The following is a 12,339-nucleotide window of genomic DNA, read 5'->3' as shown; positions in this document are numbered from 1 at the left end:
AAACCTCACAAAAGGACAGCAACTGCACAACTGCTGTCCTTTTGTTTTGCTTTTTTCAGGTTTTGACAAACGCCCTGACTAGAGCAGTAAAATTTTTTTGAATGTTTTGCAGTTTAGCGCGGAAGGGATATTGTAAAAATAGCAAATGCGTAGTAAAATAGAGGAATGATGATAACCAAGAGAATTATAGATGAAAAAGGGATTGATCAGACAGAAGATACGGTCCTTGTTCTAGGCTATTTTGATGGGCTGCATAAGGGCCATCAGGCACTCTTTGAGAAGGCACGAGAGATTGCTGTAGAGCAAGGCCTAAAGATTGCAGTGATGACCTTCCTGGAGTCGCCTAAGCTAGCCTTTGTCCGCTATCAGCCTGAACTCATGCTGCATCTGGCTAGTCCTGAAGACCGGATGGCGCAGCTGGAAAATCTAGGTGTTGACTATCTTTACCTGATTGATTTTACTAGCCATTTTGCGGGGAATACAGCCCGAGACTTTTTTGAGAAATACGTGTCTCGTTTACGCGCCAAGGCTGTGGTAGCCGGCTTTGACTATCATTTTGGCTCAGACCGCAAAGAGTCACATGAGCTGAGAGATTATTTTAATGGTAAGATTGTTATCGTTCCTTCGGTTAATCTGGATAATCAGAAGATTTCTTCTAGCCGAATTCGGGAGACGATTGCCGTCGGAGATATGCTGAAAACTCAAGAATTACTGGGTTATCCTCTGTCCACTCGTGGTATTGTGGTTCATGGCAATGCCAGAGGACGGACGATTGGTTATCCAACAGCCAATCTAGCTCCCTTGGATAGAGTCCTTCTTCCAGGAGATGGCGTTTATGTCGCGGACGTTGAGCACAATGGTCAGCGCTATCGCGGTATGGCTAGTGTTGGGAAAAATGTAACTTTTGATGGTGATGAGCTTCGTTTTGAGGTTAATATCTTTGATTTTTCTCAGGATATCTATGGCGATACCATTCGGATTTTCTGGCTGGATAAGATTCGCGAGATGGTTAAGTTTGATGGTATTGACAGCTTGATTGCTCAGCTGCAGAGCGATGAACAGATCGCTAGAAGTTGGACTGCTTATCGAAATAGTTGAAAAATTTATATTTTCATGACATTCGGCAGTAATTTTCAAAAAAATATAGTCAAGCCAAATAAAATTTAGTATAATAGAGGTAGTTATTATACAGAATTAGAAGAGAAACGCATGATTACATTATTTTTATCGCCGAGTTGTACTTCTTGCCGCAAGGCGCGTGCTTGGCTGCTAAATCATGAAGTGCCCTTTCAGGAACATAATATCATGACGAGCCCTCTGTCAGCTCCCGAATTGCAACACATTCTTTCTCTGACAGAGAACGGTACAGACGACATTATTTCAACTCGCTCAAAAATTTTTCAGAAATTAGATTTGGATGTGGAGGATTTGTCCATTTCAACCTTGATTCAGTTGATTGAGGAAAATCCCAGTCTTTTGCGACGCCCAATTATTTTAGATGGCAAACGGATGCAAATCGGCTTTAACGAGGATGAAATTCGTGCTTTCTTGCCTCGGAGTTATCGTAAGGAAGAGTTAAGATCCGCAACTATGCGGGCAGATATTCAGTAAAGATGAACAAAAATTATAGTTACCCACTAGATTTATCGTGGAGCACTGAAGAGCTTGCTTCGGTGCTCTCTTTTTTTAATGATGTAGAAGCAGCTTATGAACAGAAAGTCCAAGCGGAAAAGCTCTTGAAGTCCTATGCGGCTTTCAAGCAAGTTGTTCCTAGCAAAGGCCAAGAGAAGCGAATCGACCGTGAGTTCGAAAACGTAAGCGGTTATTCGCTTTATCGTGCTGTTCAAGAGGCAAAAAGTAAAGGTAAAGGAAGCATTTCTCTTGGAAAATAAATTTCATTTTGCTAAAGAAATCATCTACCAAGCTGGTGCTTTTTTGAGGGAACATCTCTATGATGATTTAGATGTGAGTCAAAAGACCAGTGCCACTGACTTAGTCACCCAGATGGACCGGAAGGTTCAGGATGATTTGGTGGCTAAGATTCTAGCCCGCTATCCCCAGGATGCTATTTTAGCGGAGGAAAATGGACTCCGACATAATATTACTGATGGCAATGTCTGGGTGATAGATCCGATCGATGGGACCACTAATTTTATCACTCAGAAGGCTGATTTTGCAGTCATGATTGCCTATTTTGAAAAGGGCCTTGGTCGTTTTGGCTTGATCTATGATGTGACCAGAGACCAGCTCTATCACGGTGGTGGAGACTTTGATGTCTATTGTAACGACCGGAAACTTCCTGCTTTTGAGGACCGGCCTTTTCAAGATTTTCTTATGGCTTCCAATACCGGTATGCTGCAAGCCAATGATTGGGGCTTGGCAGACTTGGCTCGGGAGTGTTTAGGGGTTCGGGTTTATGGCAGTGCTGGGATTAGCTTTAGCAAGGTGCTGTCTGGTGGCCTCTTGGCTTATTTTTCCTACAACTGGCCTTGGGATTATGCGGCGGCTTCGATTATGGCGGAAAAGCTAGGTTTTATCGTCCAGACCTTGGATGGCAGTCGGCTAAATTTCCAGACTCAGCAGCCTGTCATGATGGCACCTAAGTGCAAACTATCAGCTCTGAAGCCTTATTTAGAAAAGGGGAAGCAGTAGATGGACTTTCCTAAAGGTTTTAAAGAAAAATATGAGCAGATTTTAGGCGCAGAAGCAGCAGAATTTTTTGCGACCTTTGACGAGGAGCCAATTTCGGCCTTTCGTACTAATCCTTTAAAAGAAGGCCAGCAGAATTTCTCAGATGCCATTCCTCAGACAGACTGGGGCTTTTATGGCAAGGTGTCTGGCAAGTCTGCTGAGCATGTGACTGGTCTGGTTTATTCGCAGGAGCCAGCAGCTCAAATGGTAGCTCAGATAGCAGCGCCATCTAAGGGAATGAAAGTCTTAGATTTGGCGGCAGCACCAGGTGGCAAGTCAACTCATCTTTTATCTTTTTTAGATAATACAGGCCTGCTGGTCTCCAATGAAATCAATAGCAAACGCTCTAAAATCTTAGTGGAGAACATTGAGCGCTTTGGTGCTAGAAATGTGCTTGTTACAAATGAATCAGCTGAGCGGTTGGCTCAGGTTTTTGAAGGTTATTTTGATTTGATTGTGCTAGATGCCCCTTGTTCGGGCGAGGGCATGTTTCGCAAGCAACTGGATGCTACCCAGTATTGGACGCCGGATTATCCAGCCCAATGCGCCCAGCTCCAGCGAGAGATTTTAACAGCCGCTATGAGCATGCTTGCCAAGGACGGACGCCTGGTTTATTCGACCTGTACTTGGGCTCCTGAAGAAAATGAAGACGTCGTTGCTTGGTTACTGGAAGAATTTCCACTTGAACTCATTGATATTCCTAAGATAAACGGGATGACTGAAGGAATTGGCTTTCCTGAGACAGCTCGGATGTATCCGCATCGCTTTAAAGGTGAAGGTCAGTTTACAGCTCACTTTCGCTTTACTGGTGAGAATAGTAGCAAGAAGATCAAATCAGGTAAGAATCGTTTGACGAGCGAGCAAAGAAAACTCTGGCAGGATTTCGAGAGCAAGCATCTAAAAACGGTCTTGACTGGAGAACTGCAGACCTTTGGGGACAATCTTTACTTGTTGCCAGCTGGCCTGCCAGATTTGTCTAAGTTGAAGATTGCTCGTAACGGCTTGCATCTTGGTACGTTTAAGAAGAATCGTTTTGAGCCTAGCTTTGCCCTAGGCTTGGCTATGAAGCCCAGCGAGGTTCTGAATCGAGTTGAAATCAATAATCAGGACTTCAAGAAATATACTGCAGGCGAGACGATTGAACTGGCAGAAACGCAGCCAAACGGCTGGTACCAACTGGTCCTTGGCGGTAACGGTCTGGGCTTTGCAAAAGTCACTGGAAAAACCCTGAAAAATTATTTTCCAAAAGGCCTGAGATTTAAATAAAATATTAGGAAAAACTGCTATTATATGATATAGTTGAAGATGTGAATGTATTTAGAAAATAAACTTCTTTCTGCCTTTGATAGAAAGCAATTCTGAAGCCACTTCCCATCCTCGTAATTTTATTGAAGGAGAAATCTTTTGAACAAATTGAAAAAATTTGCTTTAGCACTGACAGCTTTGGGCTTAGGTCTCAGCTTATCAGCTTGCTCATCTTGGATTGACCGTGGTGAATCCATCACTGCCGTTGGATCGACCGCCCTTCAGCCTTTGGTTGAAGCAGCAGCCGATGAATTTGGCTCTAACAACATTGGTAAAACAGTCAATGTACAGGGTGGAGGTTCTGGTACGGGCCTTTCACAAGTTCAATCAGGCGCAGTTGAGATTGGAAATAGTGATGTCTTTGCTGAGGAAAAAGAAGGAATTGATGCATCGAGCCTTGTTGACCATCAAGTTGCAGTAGCTGGCCTCGCGGTTATTGTAAATGAAGAGGTCACTGTTGATAACCTAACAACCGAAGAACTGCGTAAGATTTTCACAGGCGAAATCACAAACTGGAAGGAACTGGGCGGTGAGGATCTAGAGATTTCGATTATCAACCGTGCGGCCAGTTCGGGTTCTCGAGCAACCTTTGACAGTGTCATCATGGATGGGGAAGAGCCTGTCCAGAGCCAGGAACAGGACTCAAATGGTATGGTGAAATCCATTGTTGCTCAAACACCAGGTGCCATTTCCTATCTGGCATTTGCTTATGTGGATGATTCTATCAAGACCATTAAATTGAATGGTTTTGAGGCAAATACTGAAAATGTTACGACAAATGACTGGCCGATTTGGTCTTATGAACACATGTATACCAAGGGTGAACCAACAGGCCTTACAAAAGAATTTTTGGAATACATGCTGTCAGACGATGTTCAAAAAGGTATTGTTACCAGCATGGGCTATATCTCAATCAATGATATGAAAGTCAGTAAGGACGCTGATGGGAATGTCACAGCAATAGAAGGAGATTCAAAATGAAAAATGAGGAATTAACCAAAAAGTTGTTATCGCCTTCTAAGAATTCTCGCTTGGAGAAGTTTGGCCGCTATCTGACTTTTGCTTGTCTGTCACTGATTGTGGTGATTGTGGCTATGATTCTAATCTTCATTGCTCAGAAAGGTCTATCTACTTTCTTTGTCAACGGCGTTAATGTTTTTGATTTTCTTTTTGGTGGTGTCTGGAATCCTTCTGGTAAGGAATTTGGTGCCCTGCCAATGATTTTAGGCTCTTTTATCGTTACCATTCTATCAGCCCTGATAGCAACTCCCTTTGCGATTGGTGCAGCTGTCTTTATGACAGAGGTTTCTCCAAAAGGAGCGAAGATACTGCAACCGGCGATTGAACTTTTAGTTGGTATTCCGTCTGTTGTTTATGGATTTATCGGTCTGCAAATCGTGGTGCCTTTTGTCCGTACAGTTTTTGGCGGTACTGGTTTTGGGATTTTATCTGGTATTTTTGTACTCTTTGTCATGATTTTGCCGACAGTAACCTTTATGACGACGGACAGTCTGCGTGCTGTGCCACGTCACTACCGTGAAGCCAGTCTGGCTATGGGGGCAACGCGCTGGCAAACAATCTGGCGCGTGATTCTCAATGCAGCTCGGCCAGGAATATTTACAGCTATTATCTTTGGTATGGCTCGTGCCTTTGGTGAGGCTCTGGCAATTCAGATGGTCGTTGGTAACTCAGCGGTGATTCCAACCTCTTTGACGACACCAGCAGCTACACTGACCTCTGTCTTGACCATGGGAATCGGAAATACCGTTATGGGAACAGTGGATAATAACGTTCTCTGGTCTCTGGCTCTGGTGCTCTTGATAATGAGCTTAGCCTTTAACAGTGTGATTAAACTAATTACAAAAGAAAGAGGTAAGAAAAACTATGCACGCTAAGAAATTAGATAAATTGGCGACTGGTGTTCTCTACACAATAGCGAGTATCATTGTTGCCATCCTTGCCTCTCTTATCCTCTATATCTTAGTTAGAGGATTACCGCATATTTCCTGGTCTTTCTTGACAGGGAGATCCTCTTCTTACCAAGCTGGCGGTGGTATTGGGATTCAGCTATACAATTCCTTCTTCCTGCTTGTAATTACTCTGATTATCTCTGTGCCTCTTTCTATGGGGGCTGGAGTCTATCTGTCAGAGTATGCTAAGAAAGGACCAGTGACCAACTTTGTCCGTACCTGTATTGAAATTCTGTCTTCACTGCCTTCGGTAGTAGTAGGGCTCTTTGGTTTTTTGATTTTTGTTGTTCAGTTTGAGTATGGCTTCTCAATCATTTCGGGTGCCTTGGCTCTGACAGTCTTTAATCTGCCTCAGATGACGCGGAACGTCGAAGATAGTCTTCGCCATGTCCACCACACCCAGCGTGAAGCTGGTTTGGCCTTGGGAATTTCCCGCTGGGAAACGGTCCTGCATGTGATCATCCCAGAAGCTTTACCTAGTATTGTGACAGGAATTGTACTGGCTTCCGGTCGTATCTTTGGTGAAGCAGCGGCCTTGATTTTTACAGCTGGTCAGTCGGCTCCGGCTCTGGACTGGTCAAACTGGAATATTTTCAGTGTTACCAGCCCTATCTCTATCTTCCGTCAGGCTGAGACCTTGGCTGTCCATATCTGGAAGGTCAACAGCGAGGGAACAATTCCTGATGGAACGGCTGTTTCTGCAGGTTCAGCAGCGGTTCTCCTGATCTTCATTTTGATTTTCAATCTGGGAGCCCGCAAACTGGGCAGCTATCTGCATAAAAAATTAACCTCTGCTTAAAGGAGAAGAAATGACAGAATATAATTGGAATGAAAAACATATCATTACTTTTCCTGAAGAAAAGGTAGCCCTGTCGACCAAGGATTTGCATGTTTACTACGGTAAAAAGGAATCCATCAAGGGCATTGATATGCAGTTTGAAAAAAACAAAATCACTGCTTTGATTGGCCCCTCTGGCTCAGGTAAATCAACCTATCTCCGCAGTCTCAACCGCATGAACGATACCATTGATATTGCCAATGTGACAGGAGAGATTCTCTACGAGGGGATAGATGTTAACCGCCCTGAAATCAATGTTTATGAAATGCGCAAGCATATCGGCATGGTTTTCCAACGGCCAAATCCTTTTGCCAAGTCTATCTATCGAAATATCACTTTTGCCCATGAACGGGCTGGTGTCAGAGATAGAAAGGTGTTGGATGAGATTGTGGAGACTTCGCTCAAGCAAGCAGCTCTTTGGGACCAGGTCAAAGATGACTTGCACAAGTCTGCCCTGACTCTCTCTGGCGGTCAGCAGCAGCGGCTCTGCATTGCCCGTGCTATCTCGGTCAAGCCAAACATTCTGCTCATGGATGAGCCAGCGTCAGCCTTGGATCCGATTGCGACCATGCAGCTGGAAGAAACCATGTTCGAACTTAAGAATAACTATACCATTATCATTGTCACCCACAATATGCAGCAGGCTGCCCGTGCTAGTGACTACACTGGATTCTTCTATCTGGGCGACTTGATTGAGTATGATAAGACGGCTAATATTTTCCAAAATGCCAAGCTTCAGTCTACTAATGACTATGTTTCAGGCCACTTTGGTTAAGCTGCCGTCCGTATCATCACGATTCAACAAGCTTAGTCTTTGGTTGAATGTAAAATAAAATGAAGGAAAAACGTATGACAGAACCTATTTTACAAGTCAAGGACTTGTCGGTTTATTATAATAAAAAGAAAGCCCTTAATAGCGTTTCACTTGATTTCATGCCAAATGAGATTACGGCTTTGATTGGACCGTCAGGCTCAGGTAAGTCAACCTTGCTCAAGGCCATCAACCGAATGGGGGACCTGAATCCAGAAGTAACGACTACAGGAACGGTCATTTATAACGGTCACAATATCTATAGTCCGAGGACAGATACGGTAGAGCTTCGCAAGGAAATCGGAATGGTCTTCCAGCAGCCTAATCCCTTTCCTATGACCATTTATGAAAATGTGGTTTATGGACTTCGGATTAATGGCATCAAGGACAAGGCTGTTTTGGACGAAGCAGTTGAGCGCTCCCTAATTGGTGCTTCTATCTGGGATGAGGTCAAGGACCGTCTGCATGATTCTGCAATTGGTCTTTCCGGTGGTCAGCAGCAACGGGTCTGTGTGGCCCGCGTGCTAGCTACTAGCCCTAAAATCATTCTCTTGGACGAGCCAACTTCAGCCTTGGACCCAATCTCAGCAGGGAAAATCGAGGAAACCCTCTACAGCTTGAAAGACAAATACACCATGCTTTTGGTCACTCGCTCCATGCAGCAGGCTTCTCGGATTTCTGAGAAGACCGGCTTCTTCCTTGGCGGAGACCTGATTGAATTTAATGAAACCAAAAAGATGTTCCTCAATCCGGCCCACAAAGAGACCGAAGACTATATTACTGGTAAATTCGGATAACAGAAAGGAATCTTATGCTTAGAGTACAATTTGAAGAAGATTTAGAAAAACTTCATAATCAATTCTATGCGATGGGAAATGAAGTCCTATCGCAGATTAATCGGACGGTGCGTGCCTTTGTCACACATGACCGTGAACTGGCTCGTCAGGTCATTGAAGACGATGCTAAAGTCAATGAATACGAGGTCAAACTGGAGAAAAAATCTCTGGAAATCATCGCCTTGCAGCAACCTGTGTCTCAGGATTTGCGGACCGTTATCACCGTGCTGAAAGCCAGCAGTGACTTGGAACGCATGGGCGACCACGCCGTATCTATCGCCAAAGCTGCTGTTCGGATGAAGGGAGAAGTCCGCATCGAGTCCGTAGAGGATGCTATCAGCAAGATGGGGCGTGATGTTAAGAACTTCGTCGAAGAAACCCTAAACGTCTATCTCAATGGAAATGTAGACCAAGCTTATGCCGTAGCAGCGCTAGATGAGAAAATTAACCAATACTTTGATGATATTCGCGATCTTGCTACAGAGGAAATCAAACAAAATCCAGAACTGATTGTGACTGGCCGTGACTACTTCCAAGTTATTTCTTATCTAGAACGAATCGGCGACTATGCCAAGAATATCTGTGAATGGGTTGTTTACTTTGAAACAGGTAAAATTATTGAGTTGTGATGAACAAAGAGGTACGGTTTATTTCGTATCTTTTTTGTATACTCATGAAGAGGCTCAAGTATCCAGTTTTTCATTGGAACTTGACTCCGGCTATGTTACACTATAAGAATATGAAGGATGTAATATATTTTTATAGTGAAGTATTTAGGTGGAAATAATGAAGAAAAAAATTTTTACGACACTTGCCCTTATTCTTGTCTTGATATCTGGTGGGATCTTCGTCTATAATAAACTGACAAAACCTAACCTTAGCCCCAAAACAGCCAAACTCTATCAGCATGGCTTTCGACTATTAGAAGAACAATATGGAACCTATTTCAAAGAACACTATAAAGGTATTGAAAAGATTGAGTTTTCCCCAATCTACATTACTGAGGAAGGGTCAACTTTCTCAAATGCCTATGTACGTCCGACGATTTATGATAAATATGGGAACAAAGCAACATTAGGAACAACAATAGAGAACTACACACCTAATAGCTATGGTTTGGGTACTCATATCTTTCTTGATTTTGATGTTTCAGGAAATGATGTTATAGAATTAATGGACTCAGAAGGTAATGAGATTGATGTTTCAAATGCAAAACATTTGCCAGACGAAGCAAAGCTCACGAAGGCTAGAAGTACAGATGAAAATATTTCTTTATTGGTTGAAGACAGTCAATTAAAAGATGTTGTGAAAGATGAAAAAGGAAGCCCAGAAACTCAGATTATTTATAATGTTAAACTAAGTAAAGAGGAAGAATGATGTGGCTTTGCCTGATCAAGAGGTTCAAAGATTATAGTTTGGTCTTAAGAAAAACGTAAAGAATGAAAGCGAAGTTATTTATAGGGTTTGAAATAGAACTTTTTTATGTAAAAGATTTAAGATATCATAAACAGATAATTAAAAGCGCTTTTATAAAGAAATGAATGAGACCAGAAATAATGGTATGACTAGAAATATTGTGATATACTATAATTAAAAAATAAAAGCGTTTTTATAAAGGTGTGAGGTAAGTAAATAATGAAGAAAAAAAAAATTGCGATCATTGCCGTTCTTATAGTTTTAATTTCAGGAGGAGTATATTGTATGACAAAGTGGATTGAACACCAAAACTCTCCATATAATGTTAGTGACGTTTTAGATGATAAAGGAGTGAAACTTTACAAACGAGGATTTCGTTTGTTGGAAGAACAACTGGCGACTTACATCAAAGAACACTATTCAGGAGTTAGTAAAATTGAGTTTTCACCTATACTAGTTCGAGGAGGTGACGGACGATATATGTTTCATGCCAATATTGTTCCTATAGTTTATGATGAATATGGAGGTAAGGCGTATTTAGGTAAAAAAATTGGAAATCAAACATTTGCTCATTATGATGATTTTAGTAGTATTAGACTCGATTTTAATGGCTGGGATGAAGAAATCATTGAAATAAGAGTTGGTAGTGAATTTATTGATATATCTGATAGTAAATATTTACCTGAAAATGCAAAACTTAATTCTGTTAAAGAAATTGATGAAAATATTGAAGCGCTTGTCAATGCTGGTCACCTAAAAGATGTGGTAAAAAGTGAAAAAGGTAGTCAAAAAGCGGAAATTCTCTATAATACAGAAATTAGGAAAGGAGATCATTTGGAATGGCGTTGACAGATGAAAAAATGCAAGAGCTACAAGTCAATGTGCTTGATATAATAAAAGAAAGCGATGCTGGAAAAGACTATACAATCCCCAGAACTAATCATAAGTATAGGTTAATCAACGAAATCAATGAAACCACCCAAGCTATTGCTGTTGCGCCTCTTGATAAGGAAGGTAACCCAGATTACACTCAAACTACTATTGTCGTTGCTGGAACTCAAGATCCTGATGGAGATATTAATAATCATGTTTTAGAATCTGGATTCAATGCAGTAACAGCAAGAGTTCAATTAACAGAACAGACAAAGGACGTTCGGGAGTTTTATAATCAATCATTATCTAAGGCTAAAAAAATGGCTGGAACAGGACAGGAAGTTGATATTAGTAATATGTCTGGATTTAGTCAATCAGGACCAGCTGTTGCTAAAGTAGCTGCGGAAATGAAAGTCCAGAAGATTACAAATTTCATGGACTGGGGTGCATGGGCTGCATTGTACAAAAATTCAGCTGATTATAAGGCGATTAGTAATGAAGAATTAGCATATCTTAATAATCACTTGCATTCATATAGTGATCAAGGTAAAGATTTAACAAGTTGGGGTGGCCACAGAGGGGTTATTCCGTATGGAAAAGTATTTACTGTCGAGGGTAAACATCATAATGCCGGTTTACCCAAGATTAATGGAAATAGTCCAGATTTTGAGTGGTATGAAAAAAATGGTCTTTTTTGTTCAGGAATGACGAAGAGCCAAGTTGAAAAAATTGTTGACAAAAGATTAAGCAAATCTAGTATTGATAATGCTTATAAAACAATGGCTAGGCCAGAATTGATTAGACGATATGAATTAGAATACGGACCTTTTGCTCCTGAGCCTTCTAAGCAGGATTTAATCGCCATAAATAGACAACGCATTGATAAGTTGCATGCTTCTTTAAGAACTAGCTCTGGCGACAAAAAAATTAGTTTAAGAGAGGAACTCGTTCGTACAAGTGCGCAAACGGCTCAGCTTCAAGCTGAAGTATATGAGCAAGAAATTAAAGATAAGATAAAAAGTGCTAAATCTAGTGTTGAAAATCATATCAAAGAACTGAGAGATGCAGCTTATACCCTAGCCCACAATCTTTCTGCTGATGAGATAGAGGGCTTATTATCTGAGTTGAGCATGTCAATTGCTTGGAATGACGGAACAGAAGCATCTACCCTTGCCTCAGCAAGCTCTTATAAAAATACTATGACTAATATTGCAGGGAACTTAAACAAAGCTGCAGATAGGATAGTAGAAATCGATCAACAAGGTGCCCAGATTTTCGAGAAAAGTTAGGAGGAAGAGCATGATTGAACCAAATACAGAAGATCGAGCTGAAGCCGAACGTATAAAAAAAGAATATTTAAAGATTCAGGAACGTATTGCAATTCGTGGCTTGATTTCATCTAAAAGAGCCATTTTTCTTGAGGAGAGTCAAGCTTTGCAAAGCTGGCTGGATAATCAAGCTGAGACTATGAAGTCTTTTGCGTCTTCTCAAGTGCCTGAGGACTTATCTGGGGCTTTCTCTGGTGGGGCGGCAGATTCAGTCAAAGAGGTGCTAGGCGCTGTTCCAAAGCCTGATTTGGTCAGCCCTATCCTATAGGAG

At 41.7% G+C, this 12,339-nt stretch carries 15 protein-coding genes; all 15 read left to right on the top strand.

Annotated elements, in window-relative coordinates; genetic code table 11:
• The first annotated feature begins 165 nt into the window (after window positions 1–165).
• Entirely contained in the window at window positions 166–1,098 is a 933-nt protein-coding gene (locus FFV08_07420; protein ID QLB52451.1) for a bifunctional riboflavin kinase/FAD synthetase, read from the top strand.
• A 111-nt stretch (window positions 1,099–1,209) separates the two neighbouring features.
• Entirely contained in the window at window positions 1,210–1,611 is a 402-nt protein-coding gene (locus tag FFV08_07415) for a Spx/MgsR family RNA polymerase-binding regulatory protein (protein QLB52450.1), read from the top strand.
• A gap of 2 nt (window positions 1,612–1,613) precedes the next feature.
• Window positions 1,614–1,892 (top strand): UPF0223 family protein, encoded by a 279-nt coding sequence (locus tag FFV08_07410; GenBank protein ID QLB52449.1) that lies wholly within the window; start codon window positions 1,614–1,616, stop codon window positions 1,890–1,892.
• Window positions 1,837–2,652, top strand: a complete 816-nt coding sequence (locus FFV08_07405) for an inositol monophosphatase family protein (GenBank protein ID QLB52448.1) — start codon at window positions 1,837–1,839, stop codon at window positions 2,650–2,652. Before FFV08_07410 ends, FFV08_07405 begins: the two co-directional genes overlap by 56 nt.
• Window positions 2,653–3,957 carry an RNA methyltransferase gene (locus tag FFV08_07400; protein ID QLB52447.1) on the top strand — a complete coding sequence of 435 codons (1,305 nt, stop codon included), beginning with the start codon at window positions 2,653–2,655 and terminating at the stop codon, window positions 3,955–3,957.
• 138 nt (window positions 3,958–4,095) lie between these two features.
• On the top strand, window positions 4,096–4,977 hold the full coding sequence (gene pstS, locus FFV08_07395; GenBank protein ID QLB52446.1) for a phosphate ABC transporter substrate-binding protein PstS family protein: 882 nt from the start codon (window positions 4,096–4,098) through the stop codon (window positions 4,975–4,977).
• Window positions 4,974–5,891, top strand: coding sequence for a phosphate ABC transporter permease subunit PstC (gene pstC, locus FFV08_07390; protein QLB52445.1), 918 nt, complete (start codon window positions 4,974–4,976; stop codon window positions 5,889–5,891). The genes pstS and pstC overlap by 4 nt, the downstream gene beginning before the upstream one ends.
• On the top strand, window positions 5,881–6,765 hold the full coding sequence (gene pstA, locus FFV08_07385) for a phosphate ABC transporter permease PstA (protein QLB52444.1): 885 nt from the start codon (window positions 5,881–5,883) through the stop codon (window positions 6,763–6,765). Before pstC ends, pstA begins: the two co-directional genes overlap by 11 nt.
• A 10-nt stretch (window positions 6,766–6,775) precedes the next feature.
• Window positions 6,776–7,579 (top strand): phosphate ABC transporter ATP-binding protein, encoded by an 804-nt coding sequence (pstB, locus tag FFV08_07380; GenBank protein QLB52443.1) that lies wholly within the window; start codon window positions 6,776–6,778, stop codon window positions 7,577–7,579.
• A gap of 74 nt (window positions 7,580–7,653) precedes the next feature.
• A complete protein-coding gene (pstB, locus tag FFV08_07375; protein QLB52442.1) occupies window positions 7,654–8,412 on the top strand; it encodes a phosphate ABC transporter ATP-binding protein in 759 nt (252 codons plus the stop codon).
• Between the two features lie 14 nt (window positions 8,413–8,426).
• The gene (gene phoU, locus FFV08_07370) at window positions 8,427–9,080 is read left to right on the top strand and encodes a phosphate signaling complex protein PhoU (protein ID QLB52441.1); all 654 of its coding nucleotides are present in this window, start codon (window positions 8,427–8,429) and stop codon (window positions 9,078–9,080) included.
• A gap of 157 nt (window positions 9,081–9,237) precedes the next feature.
• Window positions 9,238–9,828: a hypothetical protein gene (locus FFV08_07365; protein ID QLB52440.1), complete on the top strand. Its 591-nt coding sequence runs from the start codon at window positions 9,238–9,240 to the stop codon at window positions 9,826–9,828.
• Window positions 9,829–10,086: 258 nt separating this feature from the next.
• Entirely contained in the window at window positions 10,087–10,716 is a 630-nt protein-coding gene (locus FFV08_07360; protein ID QLB52439.1) for a hypothetical protein, read from the top strand.
• Window positions 10,707–12,029, top strand: coding sequence for a hypothetical protein (locus tag FFV08_07355; protein QLB52438.1), 1,323 nt, complete (start codon window positions 10,707–10,709; stop codon window positions 12,027–12,029). Before FFV08_07360 ends, FFV08_07355 begins: the two co-directional genes overlap by 10 nt.
• A gap of 10 nt (window positions 12,030–12,039) precedes the next feature.
• Window positions 12,040–12,336, top strand: a complete 297-nt coding sequence (locus tag FFV08_07350) for a hypothetical protein (protein ID QLB52437.1) — start codon at window positions 12,040–12,042, stop codon at window positions 12,334–12,336.
• The last annotated feature ends 3 nt before the right edge of the window (window positions 12,337–12,339 follow it).

Origin of the sequence: Streptococcus sanguinis (assembly GCA_013378335.1) — a bacterium.
GTDB lineage: Bacteria > Bacillota > Bacilli > Lactobacillales > Streptococcaceae > Streptococcus > Streptococcus sanguinis_I.
The sequence above is the reverse complement of the archived record's forward strand: the minus strand, read 5'-3'. Positions and strand labels throughout refer to the sequence as shown.

Excerpts from the sequence above, each read along its gene's own strand:
- FFV08_07420 (QLB52451.1), top strand. The coding sequence starts at position 166 with ATGATGATAACCAAGAGAATTATAGATGAAAAAGGGATTGATCAGACA.
- FFV08_07415 (QLB52450.1), top strand. The coding sequence starts at position 1,210 with ATGATTACATTATTTTTATCGCCGAGTTGTACTTCTTGCCGCAAGGCG.
- FFV08_07410 (QLB52449.1), top strand. The coding sequence starts at position 1,614 with ATGAACAAAAATTATAGTTACCCACTAGATTTATCGTGGAGCACTGAA.
- FFV08_07400 (QLB52447.1), top strand. The coding sequence starts at position 2,653 with ATGGACTTTCCTAAAGGTTTTAAAGAAAAATATGAGCAGATTTTAGGC.
- pstC (QLB52445.1), top strand. The coding sequence starts at position 4,974 with ATGAAAAATGAGGAATTAACCAAAAAGTTGTTATCGCCTTCTAAGAAT.
- pstA (QLB52444.1), top strand. The coding sequence starts at position 5,881 with ATGCACGCTAAGAAATTAGATAAATTGGCGACTGGTGTTCTCTACACA.
- pstB (QLB52443.1), top strand. The coding sequence starts at position 6,776 with ATGACAGAATATAATTGGAATGAAAAACATATCATTACTTTTCCTGAA.
- pstB (QLB52442.1), top strand. The coding sequence starts at position 7,654 with ATGACAGAACCTATTTTACAAGTCAAGGACTTGTCGGTTTATTATAAT.
- phoU (QLB52441.1), top strand. The coding sequence starts at position 8,427 with ATGCTTAGAGTACAATTTGAAGAAGATTTAGAAAAACTTCATAATCAA.
- FFV08_07365 (QLB52440.1), top strand. The coding sequence starts at position 9,238 with ATGAAGAAAAAAATTTTTACGACACTTGCCCTTATTCTTGTCTTGATA.
- FFV08_07360 (QLB52439.1), top strand. The coding sequence starts at position 10,087 with ATGAAGAAAAAAAAAATTGCGATCATTGCCGTTCTTATAGTTTTAATT.
- FFV08_07355 (QLB52438.1), top strand. The coding sequence starts at position 10,707 with ATGGCGTTGACAGATGAAAAAATGCAAGAGCTACAAGTCAATGTGCTT.
- FFV08_07350 (QLB52437.1), top strand. The coding sequence starts at position 12,040 with ATGATTGAACCAAATACAGAAGATCGAGCTGAAGCCGAACGTATAAAA.